The organism is Hymenobacter terrestris (genome assembly GCF_013377905.1).
Taxonomy (GTDB): Bacteria; Bacteroidota; Bacteroidia; order Cytophagales; family Hymenobacteraceae; genus Hymenobacter; species Hymenobacter terrestris.
The window spans coordinates 64,945-85,669 of record NZ_JABKAV010000014.1 but is presented as its reverse complement, the minus strand read 5'-3'; the positions used below and the strand labels follow the sequence as shown (position 1 = coordinate 85,669).

Annotated in this window: 20 protein-coding genes; 8 read left to right on the top strand and 12 right to left on the bottom strand. The window is 61.7% G+C overall.

All coding sequences use genetic code 11. The features are described 5' to 3' along the window. Window positions 1–252: 252 nt before the first annotated feature. A complete protein-coding gene (locus HW556_RS07410; RefSeq protein WP_176899385.1) occupies window positions 253–2,697 on the top strand; it encodes a TonB-dependent receptor in 2,445 nt (814 codons plus the stop codon). Between the two features lie 128 nt (window positions 2,698–2,825). Here the strand turns inward: HW556_RS07410 and HW556_RS07405 are convergent, their stop codons facing one another. The 7 genes from HW556_RS07405 to HW556_RS07375 all read right to left on the bottom strand — a co-directional run bounded on the left by HW556_RS07405 (window position 2,826) and on the right by HW556_RS07375 (window position 7,281). Further along, entirely contained in the window at window positions 2,826–3,926 is a 1,101-nt protein-coding gene (locus tag HW556_RS07405) for an ArsO family NAD(P)H-dependent flavin-containing monooxygenase (protein WP_176899384.1), read from the bottom strand. 5 nt (window positions 3,927–3,931) lie between these two features. Further along, entirely contained in the window at window positions 3,932–4,363 is a 432-nt protein-coding gene (locus HW556_RS07400) for an arsenate reductase ArsC (RefSeq protein WP_176899383.1), read from the bottom strand. A 93-nt stretch (window positions 4,364–4,456) separates the two neighbouring features. Continuing rightward, on the bottom strand, window positions 4,457–5,560 hold the full coding sequence (arsB, locus tag HW556_RS07395) for an ACR3 family arsenite efflux transporter (protein ID WP_176899382.1): 1,104 nt from the start codon (window positions 5,558–5,560) through the stop codon (window positions 4,457–4,459). Then, window positions 5,547–6,104, bottom strand: a complete 558-nt coding sequence (locus HW556_RS07390; protein ID WP_176899381.1) for a GNAT family N-acetyltransferase — start codon at window positions 6,102–6,104, stop codon at window positions 5,547–5,549. Before HW556_RS07390 ends, arsB begins: the two co-directional genes overlap by 14 nt. An 11-nt stretch (window positions 6,105–6,115) precedes the next feature. Further along, window positions 6,116–6,301, bottom strand: coding sequence for a hypothetical protein (locus HW556_RS07385; protein ID WP_176899380.1), 186 nt, complete (start codon window positions 6,299–6,301; stop codon window positions 6,116–6,118). Window positions 6,302–6,375: 74 nt separating this feature from the next. Continuing rightward, window positions 6,376–6,834 carry a DUF6428 family protein gene (locus tag HW556_RS07380; RefSeq protein WP_176899379.1) on the bottom strand — a complete coding sequence of 153 codons (459 nt, stop codon included), beginning with the start codon at window positions 6,832–6,834 and terminating at the stop codon, window positions 6,376–6,378. Between the two features lie 96 nt (window positions 6,835–6,930). Further along, entirely contained in the window at window positions 6,931–7,281 is a 351-nt protein-coding gene (locus HW556_RS07375) for an ArsR/SmtB family transcription factor (protein ID WP_176899378.1), read from the bottom strand. 179 nt (window positions 7,282–7,460) lie between these two features. Here HW556_RS07375 and HW556_RS07370 point away from each other — a divergent pair, with 179 nt between their 5' ends. The 5 genes from HW556_RS07370 (at window position 7,461) to HW556_RS07350 (ending at window position 11,715) form a co-directional block, all read left to right on the top strand. After that, window positions 7,461–7,835, top strand: a complete 375-nt coding sequence (locus HW556_RS07370) for an Imm51 family immunity protein (protein ID WP_176899377.1) — start codon at window positions 7,461–7,463, stop codon at window positions 7,833–7,835. A 187-nt stretch (window positions 7,836–8,022) separates the two neighbouring features. Beyond that, window positions 8,023–8,505, top strand: a complete 483-nt coding sequence (locus HW556_RS07365) for a DM13 domain-containing protein (protein WP_176899376.1) — start codon at window positions 8,023–8,025, stop codon at window positions 8,503–8,505. A gap of 23 nt (window positions 8,506–8,528) precedes the next feature. Beyond that, window positions 8,529–9,359: a hypothetical protein gene (locus tag HW556_RS07360; RefSeq protein ID WP_176899375.1), complete on the top strand. Its 831-nt coding sequence runs from the start codon at window positions 8,529–8,531 to the stop codon at window positions 9,357–9,359. Between the two features lie 149 nt (window positions 9,360–9,508). Further along, window positions 9,509–10,231, top strand: a complete 723-nt coding sequence (locus HW556_RS07355; protein WP_176899374.1) for a response regulator transcription factor — start codon at window positions 9,509–9,511, stop codon at window positions 10,229–10,231. Then, window positions 10,225–11,715, top strand: a complete 1,491-nt coding sequence (locus HW556_RS07350) for a sensor histidine kinase (protein WP_176899373.1) — start codon at window positions 10,225–10,227, stop codon at window positions 11,713–11,715. Before HW556_RS07355 ends, HW556_RS07350 begins: the two co-directional genes overlap by 7 nt. A gap of 76 nt (window positions 11,716–11,791) precedes the next feature. Here HW556_RS07350 and HW556_RS07345 read toward each other — a convergent pair whose 3' ends face one another. Continuing rightward, window positions 11,792–14,239: a zinc-dependent metalloprotease gene (locus HW556_RS07345; RefSeq protein WP_317170487.1), complete on the bottom strand. Its 2,448-nt coding sequence runs from the start codon at window positions 14,237–14,239 to the stop codon at window positions 11,792–11,794. Between the two features lie 683 nt (window positions 14,240–14,922). Between HW556_RS07345 and HW556_RS07340 the strand changes: the two genes are divergently transcribed. Then, complete coding sequence (locus HW556_RS07340; protein WP_176899372.1) at window positions 14,923–15,912, top strand: YheT family hydrolase; 990 nt, start codon at window positions 14,923–14,925, stop codon at window positions 15,910–15,912. Window positions 15,913–15,969: 57 nt separating this feature from the next. Here HW556_RS07340 and HW556_RS07335 read toward each other — a convergent pair whose 3' ends face one another. The 4 genes from HW556_RS07335 to HW556_RS07320 all read right to left on the bottom strand — a co-directional run bounded on the left by HW556_RS07335 (window position 15,970) and on the right by HW556_RS07320 (window position 19,296). Further along, window positions 15,970–16,629 carry a hypothetical protein gene (locus tag HW556_RS07335; protein ID WP_176899371.1) on the bottom strand — a complete coding sequence of 220 codons (660 nt, stop codon included), beginning with the start codon at window positions 16,627–16,629 and terminating at the stop codon, window positions 15,970–15,972. A 165-nt stretch (window positions 16,630–16,794) separates the two neighbouring features. Next, the gene (rsmG, locus tag HW556_RS07330) at window positions 16,795–17,415 is read right to left on the bottom strand and encodes a 16S rRNA (guanine(527)-N(7))-methyltransferase RsmG (RefSeq protein ID WP_176899370.1); all 621 of its coding nucleotides are present in this window, start codon (window positions 17,413–17,415) and stop codon (window positions 16,795–16,797) included. 160 nt (window positions 17,416–17,575) lie between these two features. Then, on the bottom strand, window positions 17,576–18,190 hold the full coding sequence (locus HW556_RS07325) for an RNA polymerase sigma factor (RefSeq protein WP_092738715.1): 615 nt from the start codon (window positions 18,188–18,190) through the stop codon (window positions 17,576–17,578). Continuing rightward, window positions 18,181–19,296, bottom strand: a complete 1,116-nt coding sequence (locus tag HW556_RS07320) for a glycosyltransferase (RefSeq protein WP_176899369.1) — start codon at window positions 19,294–19,296, stop codon at window positions 18,181–18,183. The genes HW556_RS07325 and HW556_RS07320 overlap by 10 nt, the downstream gene beginning before the upstream one ends. Before the next feature lie 138 nt (window positions 19,297–19,434). On the opposite strand from HW556_RS07320, the gene tgt reads away from it, so the two are divergent. Beyond that, window positions 19,435–20,565: a tRNA guanosine(34) transglycosylase Tgt gene (tgt, locus tag HW556_RS07315; protein ID WP_176899368.1), complete on the top strand. Its 1,131-nt coding sequence runs from the start codon at window positions 19,435–19,437 to the stop codon at window positions 20,563–20,565. Window positions 20,566–20,725 lie beyond the last annotated feature (160 nt).

Genomic DNA, 20,725 nt, shown 5'->3' with positions numbered 1-20,725 from the left:
TTGACAAGTACTGTTAAAGGGTGGAAAAAACCCCGTAACCCCTCTTTTTGGCGGGGGGGGGGAACAAGCCCCGCCCCTACGTCGTTCTCGCAACTTGGGTTAATTGTAGAGCTGAGGTAGAACGGCCGTAACGCGAAGATTCGTCCTCGTACCTTTTTACTGAATATTAGACGGTTATGTTCAACGATGCGCGAAGCTGGAGCTTCGCGCTACGGCCGTTCTGCCCCTTTTTCATCACCCCTCCACTACCCTATGCGCCTTCTATATCTCCTGCTACTGTGGCTGCTGCCGCTGCTAAGCCTCGCGCAGACGGGCGTGCTGAGCGGCACGGTGCGCGACCGGGCCACCCAGCAGCCGGTGCCGGGCGCGACTATCACGCTGGAAGGCAGCAGCCTGGGCACGGCCGCCGATGAGCAGGGCCGTTTCCGGCTGGCCGATATTCCGACAGGCAGCTACAACGTGCGGGCCTCCTTTATTGGCTATGAGCCGCTGCTGCGCGCCAACCTCGTTATTACCAGCGGCAACGCCAACATTGTGGGCCTGGAGCTGGTGGCCGCCCAGCAACAGCTCGGCGAGGTAACCGTAACGGCCAGCCGGGCCATACGGGTGGCTACGGCCGAAACGCCCCTGAGCGTGCAGCGCCTGAGCGCCCAGGAAATCAAGAGCAACCCGGGCGGCAACTTCGATATTTCGAAGGTGGTGCAGGTGCTGCCCGGCGTGGGCGGCGGTGGCACGGGCGGCACCGCCGGCTTCCGCAACGATATTATCATAAGGGGCGGCGCGCCCAACGAAAACGTGTACTACCTCGACGGCATCGAGGTGCCGGTTATCAACCACTTCCAGACCCAGGGCAGTGCTGGCGGACCGGCCGGCATGCTCAACGTGAGCTTCATTGAGGACGTGACGCTGAGCACCTCGGCCTTCGAGGCCCGCTACGACAATGTGCTGAGCAGCGTGCTGCAGTTCCGCCAGCGAGAGGGCAACCCCGACCGCGTGCAGGGCAACATTCGCCTGAGCGGTACCGAGGTAGCGGGAACCCTTGAGGGCCCGCTGGCCCCCAACACTACATTCCTGGCCTCCGTACGCCGCTCCTACCTGCAGGTGCTCTTCAAGCTGATTGACCTGCCCATCCGGCCCGATTACTGGGACTCGCAGTTCAAAATTACCTCCAAGCTCGGCCCCAAAACTACCCTCACGGCTCTGGGTTTGGGCGCTTTGGACCACTTCGAGGTGGCCGTGCCGCGCTCCACCACACCCGAGAAGGCCTACATCATCCGCAACACGCCCACCATCGACCAGTGGAACTACACCGTGGGGTTGAGCCTGCGCCAACTGCTGCCGCGGGGCTACCTCAATTTGGCGCTCAGCCGCACCCAACTCAGCAATCAGGTTGATTTCTTTGAGGGCGGTTCGGTTAACCAGGGCGATGAGAGCAAGCGGGTGCTGCTCACGCGCTCGGGCGAAACCGAGAATAAGCTCCGACTCGATGTAAACCGGAGCGTCGGCCGCTGGCGCTACGCCTACGGAGTCGTGGGCCAACTGGTGCACTACGACAACCGCTTTTTCAACCGCCTGCGCCAAGCCGTACTGGCCCCCGATGGTACCGAGCAGCAGCCGGCCGTTACGGTCAATTTCAACTCCAGCCTCGACTTCGCCCGCTTCGGCGCATTTGTCCAGCTTACCCGCTCCTTCCTCGATGCCGACCGGCTCACTCTTTCAGCCGGCCTGCGCACCGATGGCAACAGTTTTACGGACGGTGGGGCCAATTTGCTGCGCACGATTTCGCCCCGGCTCTCGGCCACCTACGCTCTCACGCCGCGCTGGAACGCCAGCGCCAGTGTGGGCCGCTACTACAAAATCCCGCCCTCCACCCTACTCGGCTTCCGCGACAACGCCGGCCAGCTGGTGAACAAATCCAACCGCTACATCGGCAGCACGCACTACGTGGCGGGCCTAGAGTTCCTGCCCAGCGCCAGCCGCCGCCTCACGCTCGAAGGCTTCTGGAAGCAGTACGACCACTACCCGGTGAACGTGCGCGACGGCATTTCGCTGGCCAACCTGGGTGGCGACTTTATTGCCCTGGGCAACGAGGCCGTGACGAGCACCGGCCAGGGCCGGGCCTTCGGGGGCGAGCTGTTCTTTCAGCAGCAACTCACCCGCAACCTCTACGCGGTGGCTTCCTACACGCTGTTCAACAGCGAGTTTACCGGCACCGATGGTCGCTACAAGCCCTCGGCTTGGGATACCCGCCACCTGGCCTCGGCGCTGCTGGGTCGCAAATTCGGCCGAGGCTGGGAGCTGGGCCTGAAGTACCGCCTGGCCGGCGGCGCGCCCTACACGCCCTTCGACAACGCCGCCTCCCGGGCCAATTACCTCACCGTGGGCAACGGTGTGCTCGACTACAACCGCCTGAACACCCAGCGCCTGGGCACCTTCCAGCAGCTCGACTTCCGGCTCGACAAGAAAATCAACCTGCGCCGCTTCACCTTCGATTTCTACGTCGACATCCAGAATGCGCTGGCCCTAAAGTCGCCCGCCACCCCCAGCTACGCCTTCCAGCGCACCCCCGACAACACCGAGTTTGTCTCCACCGACGGCCAGCCCCTGCGCCCCGACGGCAGCAACGGCATTCCCGTACTACTCGATAACAACGCCGCCACCGTGCTGCCCACCATCGGGTTTATCGTTGAATTTTAAGGGTGAAGCTATTTAGGTAGCCCTGAGCTAGGCGGTCATGCTGAGCTGCTTCGTCAAGCTCAGCATGACCGCCTAGTAATTTCTCAATGGATTAGATTCTAGAATCCGGCCCAAAGGCACCGGCTGACCTATTCGGTTGGCGCTTGGTTGAGGGCTAGGAACGCCTTGATTTCGTCGGTGGTAGCGCGGGCCGAGCGGCCTACGCCGATGATTGTGGCTGAGGCAAAACCCGTCCAGGTGCCGTAGCCCACCAACCACAGGCCGGGTGCGGCGGTTGCGCGGGCAACCTCAGTCGCCACCCGGCCATCGGGCTGTAGTATGCCCAGGCCAGCCAGAAACGACAGCGCGGGCCGGAAGCCGGTGCACCAGATAACCGCGTCCACGGATTCCTCGCGCCCATCGGCCCACACGACGCCCGTAGGCGTGAACCGCACGAACGGCCGCACGCTGCCCAGCACGCCCCGGCCGCGGGCATCCTGCACGGGTGGCACCATCACGATGTCGCCGAGTGTGGGCGGTGGAGCCGCCGCGGCGCCGCTTAGGGCATGGTAGCGCTGGGTGGCCTGGGTGAAGAGGACCCGGCCATCCACATCGTCGGGCAGGAAGCGGGGTTCTTTTTCGGTGACCCAGGTAGTATGGGCCACTTGGGAAACTTCGGCCAGCACCTGGGCCCCGGAATTGCCGCCGCCCACCACCAGCACCCGCTGCCCGGCAAACGGCGCCGCCTGCTGGTACTGGGCCGAGTGCAGTTGCACACCGCTAAAATCGGCTTGGCCGGGGTAGACCGGCACGAAGGGGTTGCGCCAGCTGCCGGTGGCGCACACCACGGCCCGCGCCTGCCAGGTGCCGGCATCGGTTTCCACCATGAAACCGCCCACGCTGCCCGACGACCGGCGCACGGCGGCTACGCGCACGGGCCGGCGCACTGGTAATTCGTAGCGCTGCTCGTACTGCTTGAGGTAGTCGATTACCGCGTCGCGGGTGGGGAAGCCGCTGTCGGCTGCGGGTGGGCGGGGCATGAGCCAGCCGGGCAGGGAGCTGGCATCGGCCGGCGAGAACAGCCGGAGCGAATCCCAGCCGTGGGGCCAGGCTCCGCCGGGGGCCGGCTGGTCGTCGAGCAGCACGAAATTCAGGCCTGCCCGCCGCAAATAGTAGCCCACCGCCAGCCCACTCTGACCGGCCCCGATAACAAGCACATCGGTGGTAAACTCATCAGAAACGGTAGCCACAGGCGTTAGGCAGTTGGGAATTCGGTCCGCGCGAGATTGTGGGCATAGGCTTTTACCTGGTCGCGCACCTGGCGAAACTGCTGGCTGATTTCTTCTTCGGTGCCCGTGGCTTTGGCGGGGTCGGGGAAGTTGTGGTGGCGTTTCTGGGCGGTGGAGGGGAACACCGGGCATACTTCCTGGGCATGGTCGCACACAGTCAGCACGTAATCGAAGGGGACGGCCGCATACTCGTCCACGTGGTTGCTGGTGTGGTGGCTGATGTCCAGGCCATCCTCGGCCATCACGCGTACGGCGCGGGGGTTGAGGCCGTGCACTTCCACGCCGGCGCTATACACGGCGGCCCGCTCGCCCAACACTTGTTCGAGGTAGCCGTGCAGCAGCTGGCTCCGGCAGGAGTTGCCGGTACAAAGCACCAGCACGTTTTTCTTGCTTTCCATAAGCAGTGGTAAGAAGCGGGAAATGAGAATTTGTAGCGCAAACCTGGAGCTTCGCGCCACAGGCATTCTGCGTAAGATTTAAAGGGTAATAGCTTATGCTGTCACCGTTTTGCCGCCGTACCAGCGGCGGCGAAACCAGAAGGCCACGTTGACCAGCGCAATCAGGGCCGGCACCTCAATCAGCGGGCCGATGACGCCGGCAAAAGCCTGGCCCGAGTTCAGACCGAACACCCCAATGGCCACGGCAATGGCCAATTCGAAGTTGTTGCCGGTGGCCGTGAAGGCAATGCTGGCATTCTCGGCATAATCGGCCCCCAGCCATTTACCGGCTGCGAAGCTGAGCACGAACATGATGCCGAAATACAGCGCCAGCGGCAACGCAATGCGCAGCACGTCCAGCGGCACCTGCACAATGGTTTCACCCTTTAGGCTGAACATGACCACAATGGTGAGCAGCAGCGCCACCAGCGTAATCGGACTGATGGCCGGGATGTAGACCTGCTCGTACCAGGCATCGCCCTTGAGCCGGCGCAGCACCAGACGCGAGAGGAATCCGGTCGCAAACGGAATACCCAGGTACACCAGCACACTCTGGGCAATGTCCCAGATGCCGATGTTCACGGCGTAGCCCTGCAGCCCGAAATACGGCGGCAGCACCGTGATAAACAACCAGGCCAGCACCGCATAAAACAGCACCTGGAAGATGGAGTTGAGCGCCACCAGCCCGGCGGCATACTCGCGACTGCCGTCGGCCAAATCGTTCCAGACCAGCACCATGGCAATGCAGCGGGCAATACCGATGAGAATCAGGCCCATCATGTACTCGGGCTTGTCGGGCAGCAACCAGATGGCCAGCCCGAACATGAGCACCGGCCCCACCACCCAGTTCAGCACCAGCGAGAGCCCGATAATGCGCGTATTGCGAAAAACCGTGGGCAACTGCTCGTACTTCACTTTAGCCAGCGGCGGGTACATCATCAGCACCAGCCCAATGGCCAACGGCACGTTCACGGTGCCCACCGAAAAGTAGTTTACCGCATCGTTGAAACCGGGCACAAAGTAGCCCAGGCCCACTCCCAGCAGCATGGCAAGAAATATCCAGAGCGTGAGGCCCCGGTCGAGGCCCGAAAGCTTTTTTTCGGCGAGAACCGCGGGTGCCGGTACCGCGGGCGGGGCCGTAGTATTAAGCGTTGACATGGGTTGCAGCGGGTTCGGGTTTGGAAGCAGGAGGCGCCACTGGCACGCCCACCACGGGGCTGCGCCGCTCCAGCAGCAGGGTGTCGCGCCACACGCCGTGGAGCTGGCCAATCCGTTCGCGCCGGCCCACCTCGCGGAAGCCTTCGCCGGCGTGGATGCTCACACTGGTGGTGTTTTCGGGGAAGATGCCGGCTTGCAGCGTCCAGATGCCGTGGGCTTCGGAATCGGCCACGAGGGCGGCCAGCAGCTGCCGGCCCAGGCCGCGGCCGCGGGCCGCGCCGGCCACGTATACGTTCACCTCTGCTACGCCCCCATACACGCACCGACTCGACACCGGTGACAGGGCCGACCAGCCCAGCACCTGTCCCTTGTTCCCGTAGCCCGCGTCCACGGCCACCAGGCGGCTGTGGGGCAAGTGGCTCCGGTCCCATTCCTCCCACGTTGGCGCTTCGGTTTGAAAGGTGGCATGGCCCGTGGCAATGCCTTGCTCGTAAATGGCTCGCACCTCGGGCCAGTGCGTGGCGATTAAAGATTGTAGTACCATGAGGCAATCGGTTAGTAGGCTTTGCAGAGCATGAACGCGTACTCGTTGGGCAGCGGCGACACCGCCACCGCTTGCGCTGCTCGCTCCACGTCATATGCTACCCGTACCAGCTCCGAGCGCACACCGTTGGCGCCGGCCAGCACGGCTTCCAGCGCCAGCAGGTTGCCGTGCACGTCGAAGAAAAAGGCAATGGTCATAAGCACGTGAAGAGAAGTCAGGGCGGGTAGCAACACGACGCCACCCGGGAAGGGCAGCGCCGTTTGCTTGAGCCCTAGCAGCACCCGCCGCCAGGCGTGCAGGCCATCTGCAGCTGTGGCAGGGCAAATTGCTGGGCATCGGGAATGCCGCAGGCGTCCTGCGCCAGGCAAGCTGTCTGCTTCGGGGTCAGCACGAAATCGGTGCCGTCGAAGGTCAAGCCAAACTTACCAATTGTAGCCTGCTGGTATTCTACCTCGATGGCTAAATCCTCGCTGCCCAGAATCTTGTCCGACAGGTTGAGGATGTGCAGGAATTTTTGAGGAGCCAGCCGGTGGTCGTAGTCGCCGGCTTCCCAGAGCTGAAAGTTGGCCACCGTTTCGCGGCGCTCCACCCCGCCGCAATCAATGAAGTGCTTGCTGACAAGGCCTACTTCCGTGACGTGGAAGTGCGGGGGCAGGTATTCGCCGGTAGGCAGGCGGAAATTTACGGTATTGAGCCCTGTTAGGGCCTGTTTCATTTCAGAAATATTCATGGTTAAGGGGGTTGAAAAGTCGAGTATCTGTTACAGCGTTATTTAAGACAACTACCTGTTATTAAACAAGAAGACTAACGGCTACCAGCTCAATGCTTAACATGCGCAACCATCGTCAGGGCCGCAGGCTGCGCCGGTGGTGGCGGCCGAGAAGAAGGCGGTGAATTGCTGCTGCACCTGAAGGAGTAGCTCAGTATTGAGGCAGTAGCAGACCGTGAGCCCGTCGATTTCGCCGCGAATCAGGTCCAGGGCTTTGAGCTCCTGTAGGTGTTGGAAAACGGTGGTGCGTGAGAGGGGCAGCTCGGCCGAAATGTCGCCCGAGATGCAGGTGTGCTCTCTGGCTAGCAGCTGAATAATGGCCACCCGCGCCGGATGGGCCAGGGCTTTGGCCACACGGGCCAGCTGCTGCTGGTCGGCGGTAAAGGCGGCGGTTTTGGCGTAAGTCATAAAGGAAATCGAGTAACTATGTCGTAAATATACGACTTAACATGACGTATATTTACGACATAACTATTTTTCTTTACGCCGGCTTCAACTGCGGCAAAAAGGCCCTATGGTTTCTGGCCCTTAAAACCTGCGCCGCGGCCTAACAGATAGCCAACCATCCCGCCGTACCTTGCGGACCTATGCCCACGACGCCTTCCGACACCCACCCGTTTATCCTCACCCAAGTTTCGCCGGAACTGATGACGCCCGAGCGGCAGCAGCGCCTGCTGGTCGACCTCTCGGACATGGACGATTACTACGTGGTGTTCGAGCGGTATGGGTTTGGCGGCGGCGGGGCCAGCTGGGCCGAGCACATCGAAACCATGCTGGAGGAACACGACCCCGAGCTACTCGACCATGTGGAATTGGCCGGAGCGGGCGAGATTTTTCGGGCCTATACCGACGGGCCGACCGCCACGGCGCGGCTGCTGGCGCTGGTGCAGCCCGTGTTTGCCGATTTGGGGGCTCTGAGCAAGTATCTGGCCCAAGCTGACCCCACCGACTTCTTCGAGTAGTAAGTAGCTAAATCAATTTGCAAACCAGCAAATAGGGTTAGCGCCCCTCCTCTCTAAGGAAGGGCGTTAGCGGCTTGGCCCAGGGATTTTCCAAAAGCAAAGAGCACAGACATATAGCTTATCCGTGATACTTTCGTGAGATGTAGGGACGAACTTTAACACATTGTTCATCCATTTCCTCCAACGCATGAAAAAGCTACTGTTTCCCCTTCTGCTGGTGGCCCTGCTAAGTACGCCGGGCCTGTTGTCGTCTTGCTCCAGCAGCAACGACGACGACCCAGCTCCGCAGACGCCCACCACCGGCACGGTTACGCCCAACGGCAACCTTACCACACTTAAAACCGGCACCATTGCGCCCCAAAGCGGCACGCCTACCACCGGCATGCTCACCATCGTACGCGACGCCGACAACCGCGAATTCGTGCAGCTGGCCGATAATTTTGTATCGGACTTTCACACGGGCACCGTTACCATTTACTTAGCCAAAGACGCCACCAACATCGGAGCCCAGCGCCGGGCCGATGCTACCAATGTGAAGGTGGTGGCCTTGGTGAATAAGAACGGCCGGCAGGTTTTCCTCATCGACCGGGGCGGGCTGGAGTCGTTTTCCACCGTGGTGTTCTACTGCGAAACTGCCGCCATTAACTTCGGGGCGGCCCCGCTGAAATAGTGCGGGCGGCTGTCAGGACCGGCGTGGGGCTGCTGCTGGCGGGCGGGTTGCTGGGTACGGGCGGCACCGCTCACGCTGGTGGTGGCTGGATTCGGCCCGCCGGTGGGGCCTACGCCAAAATCGGCCTCACCAGCGTCAATACAAACAAATACTACACGCTCGCGGGCCAGGAGATTACCACCAATCGTTTCACCCAGCAGGTGGCCAGCCTCTATGCTGAGGTGGGACTGGGCCACCACCTGGAAGCCGTGCTGAATTTTCCGGCTTACCGGCGGGCCAGGTTCAGCGCCTCCACGGCCACGCAAGGCATCGGCGATGCGCAGCTGGGGCTGCGCTACGGGGTATTGCGTGGAGCCTGGCCGCTGGCCATCAGCGTAACTGCCGAACTGCCCACCGGCAACCCTGATGCCCGCGGCACCAACACCAGCAACTCGCAAATAGCCATTGCCCTACCCACCGGCGACGGCGAGTTCAACGTCTGGACCCACGCCGCCCTGTCGCACAGCTTCTTCGAGCAGCTTTACGGCACCGTAGACGTGGGCTTTAACGCCCGCACCAAAGGCTTCACCAATCAGTATAGCTACAGTGCCCAAGTAGGTTATTTACTGCTGCGCAAAGTCTGGCTGACGGGCACGGTCCGGACGCTGGCCAACGTACGCACGCCACGTCCTGGTCGGCTGGCCAGCATCGGTATTGGTGAGGGCGTGGCCTACTCCACGGCCGCGTTGGGGGCCAATTACGCCGCCACCGACCACCTCTGGCTTACGGCCGACTGGGCCACCGGCTTCGGCAAGCTGCGCAATGTGTATGCCGGCAGCCAGTTCACGGTGGGCGTGGCCTGGGAATGGAAGTAGGCTTTGAACAGCTGCTAGCTCAAGAAACGTCATTTCGAGCGAAGCGAAGAATCTCGCGTGCTGAGGTTGTAGCAGTAACCCAGTGTACGCACGCGAGATTCTTCGCTTCGCTCTGAATGACGTTTCTTTGACCAACAATTCGATTTAAAATGCCCACCAAACACGCCCTGATTGTGGAGGATGACGCCGACATTGCCGCGCTGGTGGCCGTGAATCTGCGCGACATCGACTGTGGTGCAACGGTGGCCACTAACGGGTTGGAGGGGCTACGGCAAGCCACCGAGGGGGATTTTGACGTGATTATTCTCGATATTATGCTGCCCGGCTTGAGTGGCATTGAGGTATGCCGCCGCATTCGGGAGCAGCGCGTAAGCACACCCATTCTGATGCTCACCAGCAAGGCCGAGGAAATCGACAAGGTGCTGGCCCTGGATTTGGGGGCCGACGACTACCTAACCAAGCCGTTCAGTGTGCGCGAACTGCTGGCCCGGGTGAAAGCCCGCCTGCGCCGCTCGGCCCCCGACAAGGAGCCCGGGTTTGCCGGGGCCGCCGTGCCCATTCGCTTCCGTTGCGGGGCGCTGGAGCTCGATACTGAGTTGCACCGCGTGAGCGTGGCTGGCCGGCCAGTGGAGCTAACGGCCAAGGAATTCGCCCTGTTGGCCCAGTTCATGCGCCACCCCGGCCGCACGTACTCGCGCACCGAGTTGCTGGATCAGGTGTGGGGCTACTCCTACTCAGGCTACGAGCACACGGTGAACTCGCACATCAACCGCCTGCGACTCAAAATTGAGCCCGACCCCGCCCAACCCACCTACGTGCTGACCGTGTGGGGCGTGGGCTACAAGCTAACCGACGACGCGCCTGTATGCTAAGCTGGCCCCGCCCCCGGAGCCTGCAGCTGCGCCTCTCGCTGCTGTTCGTAGTCCTGCTGGTGGCTGTGAGCGGAGTGTATCTGCTGCTAATCTCGCGCAATGCCGATGACTACCTGGCCGAAAATATGCAGCGCCGCAACCTGGATTTGGCTGCCTCGATAGCCAACGTACTCAGGATCGACTCGGCCACCAACGAAATTCCGCCCGCCGCCATTGCCGAAACCTTCCATGCGGCCATGGTCATCAACCCCAACATCAAGCTCTACCTCATTGGGCTCGACGGGCACCTGCTGGCCGCCTCCGCCCAGCCCAACGAAATCCAGACCCGCACCGTGGCTATGGCTCCAGTGCAAAACCTGCTGGCCGGCCGCCAGCCCCTGCCCCTCTACGGCACCGACCCCCGCCATCCCGCCCGGCCCCGTCCCTTTTCGGTGGCCCCGCTGCACAATGCCGGTGGGGCGTTGCACTGCTACCTCTACATCACCCTCGACGGGCCAGCTGCTGCTTCTTCCGAACCAGCTGCGCTGCGCCAGAACCATTTGCTGGGCGTGCTGCTGCGCACGCTACTGGTGGCCGGTGCGGGCGTGCTGGTGGTGGGGCTACTACTGATTTCGCTTCTCACCCGCGACGTGCAGCGGCTGGTGGCGGTGGTGCGCCGCCTACAAGCCGGCGACTACTCGGCCCGTGCCCGCGGCATTGGGGCCAATGACGAACTCAGCGAGCTGGCCACGGCCTTCAACGCCATGTCGGTCCGCACCGAGCAGGCCCTCGACGAGCTGCGCACTACCGATGCCCTGCGCCGGGAGCTGGTAGCCAACATCTCCCACGACTTGCGCACCCCGCTGGCCAGCATCGAGGGCTACACTGAAACCATCTTGCTCCGCCAGCACCTGCTAGCCCCCGCCGAGCAGCAGCAGTACCTGGAAACCATCCTCAAAAACACCCACAGCCTTAAGCGTTTGATATCCGAGCTCTTTGAACTCTCGAAGCTCGAAGCCCACCAGACGGTGCCCCAGCCCGAGCCCTTTTCGCTCCCCGAGCTGGTCCACGACGTGGTGCAGCAGCTCAAACCCAGTGCCCAAACCCAGGCCGTTACCTTGCGGGTTGACCCCACCCCCGCCGCCCTGCCCTTCGCCTACGCCGACGTGGGCTTACTCGAACGGGTGTTGCAAAACCTGCTTGACAACGCCCTACGCTACACGCCCGCCGGCGGCGCAGTGAGCGTGCAGGTAACCCCCACCGCTGGCCGCCTCGCGTTGCAGGTGCGCGATACTGGCCCAGGCATTGCCGCTCCCGACCTACCCCGCCTCTTCGATCGGTTCTACCATTCCGACCAGGTGCGCCGCAAGTCACGGGGTGGGTCGGGGCTGGGGCTGGCTATTGCCCGCAAGATTGTGGAGTTGCACGGCGGCGAGCTGACCGTCAGCAGCACCCAGGGGCAGGGAGCGTGCTTTACGTTTTCGGTGCCAGTTTACGTACCCTAGCGCTAGTCGAGGTTGTCAGGCCGACGAATCGAAACCGTATTCCTAGAAAGGTATACCGTTTTTTCAGCCAGCCACGCTACCAAACCCCGCAGTCGTCGGAGCCGATGGGGGCACCGTCGGGCATAGTTAGGGCGGGCGTGGGCTCGAACTTGCCAGGGGTTTCTTCGAACTGGGCTATGGTGCGCAGGGCCAGCAGGGCGGTGGCGCGCTGGCTTTCGTTTTTGGTTGATTTCTGGCTCTTTTCGAGCTGACTTTTCAGTTCTTCCACTTTCAAAGTGGCCATGGCCCGCACGCCCATGGGGGCCGTGGGGGTGGCGGCCAGCGTAAGCAGCTGCCGGAGCGTGAGTAGCTGCACGAGTTGCTGCAGCTTGCCCGCCGAGCCGGTTTCGGGGCTGGCGCGCCAGGTGGCGGCCAGCAGCTTGTCGAGTACAGCACTCAGGCCGGGCTGCGTGGGGTGGCGGGCGTGGTAATCCTCCAGGCGGGCCGCCCGCTGGGGGTTCAACAGAAACTCCAGGGTGGTAACCGCCGCCGATTCGGCCGCGCCCAGCGCATCGAAGGTGAGGCCGGTACGGGTCGGGAAGGTTTCGCGGGAGCGGCCGTAGTTCACGGGCCGGGGCGGAATCTTGGCCAGCAACTCCTCGGGCAGTGCCAGCTCGCGGGGTGAAATCGTGCGCAGCAGCGCCTCCACGGCTTTCCATTGCTCGGCGGGCGGCACCAGCTTCGTGATGGTCTGGCCGTCGCCTTTGAGGGCGTAGGTGTAATACAGGCCGCCGACCTGCTTGGCCGCCGCCTCCACCTGGTAGCGCTGGAGCAGATAGATGGGCACCAGCACTTCTTCCAGCAGCGCCATGGGCTGGCCGGGGGCCAGGGCCTTTTCGGAGAAGCGGGCCAGCAGCTGCCCGCGCATGTCCATGAGGCGGTTCAGCTCGTCGGCGGCGTTGGCCCCGTCGTCCCAGAGGTGGGCGGCGGGGTGAGCCCCGCCGGCGGCGCGGGCGTCAGCATCGGCCATAAAGGCGAAGCCCTCGGCCAAGGTTTGGCGCATAATGGCGGGCAGGGCCGCTGTTTCGGCGGCCGCCGAGCCGAAATCCTGGTAGCCATACAGGATGGCGCGCTTGTCCCAGCTGCCAATGCCGGCGGCGTAGGCCTGGCTTAAATCGATGCTGCCGTCGGGGCGCAGCAGGATGCGGGGCATGGGGTAATCCATTACCGAAGCCCGCTCCTGGGGGCTGGCGGCGTAGTTATGGTAGAGGCCCAGCGTGTGGCCCACCTCGTGGGCGGCCAGCTGGCGCAGGCGGGCCACCGCCATCTGCAGCATGGCCGGGTTGGTGGGCTGCCCGTCGTCCCCGTAAGGTTGCAGCAGGCCCTCGGCAATCAGGTAATCTTGGCGCACCCGCAACGAGCCCAGCGACACCTGCCCCTTGATGATTTCGCCGGTACGCGGGTCCACGATGCTCGCCCCGTACGACCAGCCCCGGGTGGAGCGGTGCACCCACTGAATAACGTTGTAGCGGATGTCCATAGCGTCGGCATCTTCGGGCAGCAGCTTTACCTGGAAGGCATTGCGGTAGCCAGCGGCCTCGAAGGCCTGGTTCCACCACGCGGCCCCTTCCAGCAGGGCCGAGCGCACAGGCTCGGGCGCGCCCCGGTCGAGGTAGTACACCAGCGGCTCCACGGCCTCGCTCACGGCCGCCGCGGGGTTTTGCTTGCGCAGGCGGTGGCGCACCAGCTGGCGCTGCATCAGGGGCTGATTGATAGGGGTGGCGTAGTCGGCGAATTCGTTGGCGTAGAAGCCAGCGCGGGGGTCGAAGGCACGGGGCTGGTAGTTGGAATCTGGCAGCTGAATGAAGGAGTGATGCAGATGCACCGTGAGGGCGCTGGGGTCGGGCGTCACGGAGCTGATTTCGCGGCCCTTGGCCTTGCCGACCAGTGTGACCATCGCCTCAAACTCAGAGTTCTGCGGGAAGCCCTTGGTGTTGGGCAGAAACAAGGCCGAGCGGCTTTCGTCGGCCTTATAGCTGCCCTGCTTCATCTCTTCCAGCTTGTCGCCGAGCTGGTGGGAATCGCGCAGCAGAAACGGCGTGAGGTCGACCAGCACCCGGTTGCCCTCCCGGGCTTCGGCCTTGAAGCCCCAGATGACCGACCGGGCAAAGGCCTCCTCCACCGATTTGCGCTCGTCGGGGTTAGAGCTCACGGCCCGGAAATCGTAGTTGGGCTGGAGCAGCAGAATTTTGGGGCCGCTGCGCACGAATTTCACGATGCGCGTCTGGCCAATCTGCCCCCTATCCAGGCCCAAATCGTTGGAGCCCACGCCGTGGGGCAGGCTGCTGACGTAGAGAATTTCCTGATCGAGCTTGTCAATTTCGAGCAGAATCCGGCCCGTTTTCTCGTCCCAATAAAAAGGAAAAAATCCCTCGAATTTCTGCAAGCCTTTGGTTTTTTCAGCCAGCGTCTGGGCCTTCAGGCCGTGTGACATGAGCAGCAGCAGCAGCAGCAGGCTCAGCAGCAATGCGTAGAATTTGGTCACGGGCAGGAAGGGTTTGGGTGGCAAGCCGCAGTAAGGTAGCTCCAGCTGCGCAGAACGACGTAGGGGCGGGGCTTGTCCTCATCTGCCGCCGAAACGATATATATCCAACGAACCGGGCGGCTCCCGTTCAACGGCGGGGGGGGGGGAGGGCGCCCCCCCCCCCGCTCCGGTCCCGACCGCGCGGACTGGAAGGGTGCCCACAAAACACCCACCCCCACCCCCAAGGGACATCCCCCCCCCCCCCCCCCCATCCCCCCCCCCCCCCCCCCCCCCCCCCCCCCGCGCCCCCCCCCCCCCCCCCCCCGGATCCCCCCCCCCCCCCCGGGCCGCCCAACGGGGGGGGGGGGGGTTTTTCCCCCCCCCCGCCACTAGCACATGCCTTGCGGGACCAGCAAACAGTCAGTCAACGAAATCGTTCTGACGGCGGGCGGGGATAAGCCTGCCCCTACTTCGCCCTCCACAACTGCCGCGCTGTACTGCTTCGCTGGGTTACTGCCACAACGAAGCAGTAAAGATTCCTGGGTAAGCTCAGAATGACGGTCCTTACACTTATCTGCACCCATCCTCAAACAGTATGCATGCATACCATTATCTTATGTAACTTGTCTGTCCGAACTGCTTTGCCCCTCTGCTCTGCCCATCCCGCCCGGCTTTTCTGACCGCTTTTCGCCGCCATACCTGCCATGCCCCTCGTTGCCGAATCCAAGTACCAGCCGCCATTTTACCTGTTCAACGGCCACCTGCAAACCATTGTGCCCAGCCTGTGGCGCACGGTGCCCGATGTGCAGTATGAGCGCGAGCGGGTAGAAACCGAGGACGGCGATTTTCTGGATCTCGATTGGTCGCGACAGCCGGCGGACGGGCCGCTAAGCACCACGCTGGCCATTGTGTCGCATGGGCTGGAGGGCGATGCGGGGCGGCCCTACGTGCGGGGCATGGTGCGGGCCCTCAACCAGGCAGGCATGGATGCGCTGGCCTGGAATTACCGCAGTTGCGGCGGCGAGATGAACCGCCTGCTCCGCTCCTACCACCTCGGCGACACCGACGACCTCGACTTTGTGGTGCGCCACGCCCTGGGCACGGCCCGCTACCGCCGGGTGCTGCTCACAGGCTTCTCGGCCGGCGGTAACGTCACGCTCAAGTATCTGGGCGAGAACCCCGCCCGCGTGCCTACCGAGGTAGCACGGGCGGCCGTGTTTTCGGTGCCCACCGACCTGCGGGCCAGCTCCCACCACATTGCCCGCCTCGAAAACCGCATCTACCAGAAGCGCTTTATGAAAACGCTGCGCGAGAAGATGCGCCAGAAAGCCGCCCTGCTTCCCGGCCAGGTGGACCTCACGGACCTAGAGCTGCTCCAGAATTTTCCGGAGTTCGACGACCGGTTCACCGCGCCCATGCATGGCTTTGCTTCGGCCGAGGACTACTACGCCCACGCCAGCTCCGGCCGCTACCTCAGCGGAATCCGGGTGCCCACGCTGCTGGTCAATGCTCAAAACGACCCGTTTCTACCGCCCTCTTGCTTCCCCACCGAAGTAGCCGCCGCGAGCCCCTATGTCTTCCTCGAAACGCCCACCGACGGTGGCCACGTGGGCTTCGGTGAAGGTGCGCCTGATGGCGCGTACTACTCGGAGCGCCGCGCCGTAGCGTTCCTCACGAGCGAGGCGCCGGGGTAGTGCTGCTCCGGCTGCTCTTTGCGCTTCAACAATGGCCAGGTACAGCTCTAAAGCCCTTTACTTGACCTCTATTATAAATACCTGCTTGTTATCTATCAGCCCCTCCGTGTGTCCTTTCACGGATTCTCCTCGCTGAGCAGCCGGAATTTCCAGGTACACAGCCTTGTTGCCATCTGCCACCGCGAAACGAAAATCGATTGACGAGAGCGAAAACCCTTTCTGCTGATGTAAACAGGCCTTTACTTGAAGCGGGCCGGGTAAATCGAGGCTATACACGCCTTTTATTTTAGGCACAATACCCACTTTAAAGCTGTAGCTGCGGGAAGCATCGCACCCCAGCCCCAGCGTAGCCATCGTGTTGAAGTGACTCGTGAAGCCGGCGATAAGAGCCCCTTTGGATGTCACGAAATCACAGAATCCGCCGGCCGGGCTAACGGGGGCATTATGGCGGCTGTTGTAGCTGAGTGGAAAGCCAATCGACACCGTATCGACAATGATGGGCTTATTGGTTAGTTGGTCGACCATTATTTTGCTGGGATTTTGATACTCCAGCCAAATCGTATCCCCGATTCGGTAGCTCTTTTGCTCGGGATACAAATCAACCAACTCCTTGAATGTGTAGGTAGGCTTCACCTCAATATCTTCCCCACACTGAAAGGCGGTGGTCAGGAGCAACAGGTACAAAACTGCAATAAGTGGCTTGAGTTTATTGCGCATAACAGACAGGCAAAATCAATATCTAGTAGATTAATTAAAAAGGTCGCTTACCGCTGACGTGGAGTGAGCGAAAAAACCTGGTTGCAGGCAGCCAAGAGTATAGGCAGTGGAAACGGATGTACAGCGCCGCCTTTATCTGTAGATAACCATGTAAACAAGCGCGCTCTACACCGGCACCACCACTACTTTCTTCGTCTCGAAGAATTCCTCGGCGAAGAAGTCACTCAAGTCCATCACTTGGGCCTGGAGGCCGGACTCAGCAATTTCTTCGGTTAGGTCACCGCCTTTGAGGTAGTAGAGGCCGCTGTTCGGGGCGGCTTCGGCGCGGGGTTTGTAACGATGGGCAATCCAGGTGTGGAAGGTGGCTAGGCGGGCCACGGCACGGCTCACAATGTAGTCGTACTTGGCGGAGAGCTGCTCGGCGCGGATTTGCTCGGCCGTTACGTTGGTCAGGTGCAGGGTTTCGGCCATGTCCTGCACGGCTTTTATCTTCTTGCCGATGCTGTCGACCAGATGAAACTTCACCTCGGGAAACAGGATGGCCAGCGGCAGGCCCGGCAGGCCCCCGCCGGTACCCACATCGAGCACCGACGAGCCGGGCGCAAACTCCACCACCCGGGCAATGCCGAGCGAGTGCAGGATGTGCCGCTCAGTGAGGTTGTCGACATCGGAGCGGGCTACTAGGTTGAGGCGCTCATTCCAGTTGCGAAACTCGGTTTCGAGCTGGACAAACTGCCGGCGCTGCTGGTCGGTGAGGTGGGGGAAGTAGTGGTCGAGCAGGTTCATCGGGAAAGAATAAAGCAGGGGTGAAATAAAACGTCATTCAGAGCGAAGCGAAGAATCTCGCGTGCGGTTGATGCAGTAGTAGCAATACCATTGCAATACCTAGCACGCGAGATTCTTCGCTTCGCTCTGAATGACGTTCTGAGGGTGTTCAGGTCCTCCCTTAAATGATTTCCTTTTTGCCTTTCACCATGTCGTAGAGCAACTCGCGGGCGCGGTGCAGCTGGGCTTTTACGGTACCGAGGGGCGCTTTCAGCTCGGTGGCAATTTCCTCATAGCTCAACTCGTCGAAGTAGCGGAGCGTTACGAGGCGCTGGTACTTATCGGGCAGCCGCGACACCACGTGCTGCATGATTTCGATTTTCTGGTTTTTGATGGTCGTCTCCTGCGGGTTCAGGTTCTGGTCGCGGAAGTCGATGGTAATTTCGTCGCCGTTATCAATCTTGATGGCCGAGTCAATCGACATCGTTTTGATTTTATTCTTGCGGATAAAATCGATGCAGTTGTTGGTGGCGATGCGGAACAGCCAGGTGCTGAAGGCAAATTCGGGGTTGAATTTGTGCAGGTTCTTGAACGCTTTGGCGAAGGCCTCGATGGTGAGGTCGTCGGCGTCGTCGGTGTTGCGTACCATTTTCAGCACCACGTGGTACACCGGCTTTTTATAAATCTGCATCAGCTCGGCGTAGGCCTTCTCGTCGTTGTTTTCAACGGCGGCCCGAATCAGCTTGAAGTCATGCTTGGCTTTGGCGGAGAACTGTTTTTCCTGGTTTACTTCCATCGGAGCGAGCGGTTAAGGAATAGGGAGATTCCCAGAGCTAGATAAGTTACGAAATATATGGCATCGAGCAGCGGCAGCGCGGCAGCCGGTAGCTGCCCTTCGAGTCGACGGTTGAGCTGCTGATAAACGGCTCCCAGGAGCACGGTTCTGAGCAAGCACACAGTAGCCAAAGGTACCCAATTGGCGGGAGAAAATAGTAGGCCGACGGCCAAGAAGTAGTACAAGAGATTCGCGCCAATGAATGTTCCGAGCCGCACGCTATCGGCCAGTCGGTACTGCTTGCCGGCCGACAGATGCCGGCGTTTCTGCCGCCACCAGGTGCCCCAGGTGGCGGCGGCTTCGCTGAGCGTGTGAGCCCCCGGCTGGTCCACTACGGCCGCCCGCGCCCCGGCGGCCACTGCATCCTGCACCAGCAAATCATCATCGCCACTAAGCGTGCGGATGTGCGAGGCGAAGCCTTTGGTGGAGTGGAACACGGACCGGGTATAGCCCAGGTTGCGGCCCACGCCCATGTAGGGCCGGCCGCGCCAGGCGAATGACAGATACTGCGCCCCCGTGAGCAAGGTTTCAAACCGGATCAACTTATTTAAGAATCCCGGTTCGGGCGCGTAGGCCGAGTAACCGAGCACTAGCCCGGTCCCATCGGCGAAGCCGCGCTGCATGTACCTGATCCACTGGTTGGTGGCCGGAATACAGTCGGCATCGGTGAAGAGTAGCCGCTCGTGGCGGGCGGTTTTGATGCCCAGCGTGAGGGCGTATTTTTTGGGTGCCAGGCCGGCCGGCGTGCTGCGAACGGTAACGAGGCGCACGCCCGGAAACTGCGCGGCCAGCGCGCCGGAGCCGTCGGTTGAACGGTCGTCGATGAGGATGATTTCGAGTAGCTCAGCGGGGTAGTCCTGAGTTAGCAGCAACGGCAGCAGGCGCTCCAGGTTGGGGTGTTCGTCATGGGCGCACACGATTACCGAAACGGGCTGGTCGTCGGGGGCGGGCGTTTCCGGGTTGGGCCGACGCAGGGCAAAGGCCCGGAAGTAGTAGAACGCGAAGTAGAGCTGCACCAGCACGGCCGCCAGCAGCAGCCAAACGGCCGGAGAGTAGGAGAACGACATAAAAGTTTCGAAGCCGCAAAAGTAGGCATTCAATGTACCTTTGTGGCTTATAGAGCTACAAGCCACAAGCTGCCAGCTGCAGGCCGCCACCTTGCAGCCCTTTACTTGTGGCTTGCAGCTGGCAGCTTCTCCGTACTAATGACCTTCGACCTTCTCACGACTGATCCGCACTCCAAGGCCCGCGCCGGCGTAGTGCACACCGACCACGGCTCCATCGAAACGCCCATATTTATGCCCGTGGGCACGGCTGGCACCGTGAAAGCCGTGCAACAGCGCGACCTGAAGGATGATATCAACGCCCAGATTATTCTCGGCAACACCTACCATTTGTACCTGCGGCCCGGCCTCGACATCATCCGGCAGGCCGGCGGGCTGCACAAGTTCAACGGCTGGGACCGGCCCATTCTCACCGATTCGGGCGGCTACCAGGTATATTCGCTCAGCAACACGCGCAAAATCAAGGAGGAGGGCGTCAAGTTCCGCTCGCACGTGGATGGCAGCCAGCACCTGTTTACGCCCGAGGGCGTGATGGACATTCAGCGCACCATCGGGGCCGATATTATGATGGCCTTCGACGAATGTACGCCCTGGCCCTGCGAGTACGACTACGCGGCCCGCTCGCTCGACATGACCCACCGCTGGCTTAAGCGCTGCATCCAGCGTTTCGACAGTACCGAGGGACACTACGGTTACTCCCAAACGCTGTTCCCGATTGTGCAGGGCTCCACGTTCAAGGATTTGCGCATTAAATCGGCCGAGTTTGTGGCCGAGCAGGGCCGCGAGGGCAACGCCATCGGCGGCCTGAGCGTGGGCGAGCCGGCCGACATGATGTACGAGATGACCGAGCTGGTCTGCGACATTCTGCCCAAAGACAAGCCCCGCTACCTGATGGGGGTGGGCACGCCGGCCAATATCCTCGAAAATATTGCGTTGGGCGTAGATATGTTCGACTGCGTAATGCCCACCCGCAACGCCCGCAACGGCCTCGTGTACACCACCCAGGGCATCATGAACCTGGCCGCCCGCAAGTGGGCCGAGGATTTTGAGCCGATTGACGCGGAGCTGGGCGGCTACGTGAGCACGTTTTACTCGCGCAGCTACGTGCGTCACCTCTTCCACAGCAAGGAAATGCTCGGACCCCAGATTGCTTCCATCCACAACCTCACCTTCTACCTCTGGCTCGTGAAGCAGGCCCGGCTGCAAATTTTGGCCGGCACGTTCAGGGAGTGGAAAGAGGTGATGGTGAAGAAGCTGATGACGCGGCTGTAAAAAGGACGAGTGCAAAAAAACGGGTCGTGCTGAGCGAAGCAGAGCGGAGTCGAAGCATCTCTACTGCTTTGTTGCCAAACCAACCTATCGTCAGGATTACCATTGCGGGAGAGATGCTTCGACTCCGCTTCGACTCCGCTCCGCTTCGCTCAGCATGACC

Bases quoted from the DNA above. Each gene is read 5' to 3' on its own strand.
- HW556_RS07410 (WP_176899385.1), top strand. From the start codon at position 253: ATGCGCCTTCTATATCTCCTGCTACTGTGGCTGCTGCCGCTGCTAAGC.
- HW556_RS07320 (WP_176899369.1), bottom strand. From the start codon at position 19,296: ATGTCGTTCTCCTACTCTCCGGCCGTTTGGCTGCTGCTGGCGGCCGTG.
- HW556_RS07335 (WP_176899371.1), bottom strand. From the start codon at position 16,629: ATGCGCAATAAACTCAAGCCACTTATTGCAGTTTTGTACCTGTTGCTC.
- HW556_RS07365 (WP_176899376.1), top strand. From the start codon at position 8,023: ATGAAAAAGCTACTGTTTCCCCTTCTGCTGGTGGCCCTGCTAAGTACG.
- rsmG (WP_176899370.1), bottom strand. From the start codon at position 17,415: ATGAACCTGCTCGACCACTACTTCCCCCACCTCACCGACCAGCAGCGC.
- HW556_RS07375 (WP_176899378.1), bottom strand. From the start codon at position 7,281: ATGACTTACGCCAAAACCGCCGCCTTTACCGCCGACCAGCAGCAGCTG.
- HW556_RS07385 (WP_176899380.1), bottom strand. From the start codon at position 6,301: ATGACCATTGCCTTTTTCTTCGACGTGCACGGCAACCTGCTGGCGCTG.
- HW556_RS07370 (WP_176899377.1), top strand. From the start codon at position 7,461: ATGCCCACGACGCCTTCCGACACCCACCCGTTTATCCTCACCCAAGTT.
- HW556_RS07380 (WP_176899379.1), bottom strand. From the start codon at position 6,834: ATGAATATTTCTGAAATGAAACAGGCCCTAACAGGGCTCAATACCGTA.
- HW556_RS07400 (WP_176899383.1), bottom strand. From the start codon at position 4,363: ATGGAAAGCAAGAAAAACGTGCTGGTGCTTTGTACCGGCAACTCCTGC.
- HW556_RS07390 (WP_176899381.1), bottom strand. From the start codon at position 6,104: ATGGTACTACAATCTTTAATCGCCACGCACTGGCCCGAGGTGCGAGCC.
- tgt (WP_176899368.1), top strand. From the start codon at position 19,435: ATGACCTTCGACCTTCTCACGACTGATCCGCACTCCAAGGCCCGCGCC.
- HW556_RS07350 (WP_176899373.1), top strand. From the start codon at position 10,225: ATGCTAAGCTGGCCCCGCCCCCGGAGCCTGCAGCTGCGCCTCTCGCTG.
- HW556_RS07355 (WP_176899374.1), top strand. From the start codon at position 9,509: ATGCCCACCAAACACGCCCTGATTGTGGAGGATGACGCCGACATTGCC.
- HW556_RS07325 (WP_092738715.1), bottom strand. From the start codon at position 18,190: ATGGAAGTAAACCAGGAAAAACAGTTCTCCGCCAAAGCCAAGCATGAC.
- HW556_RS07340 (WP_176899372.1), top strand. From the start codon at position 14,923: ATGCCCCTCGTTGCCGAATCCAAGTACCAGCCGCCATTTTACCTGTTC.
- arsB (WP_176899382.1), bottom strand. From the start codon at position 5,560: ATGTCAACGCTTAATACTACGGCCCCGCCCGCGGTACCGGCACCCGCG.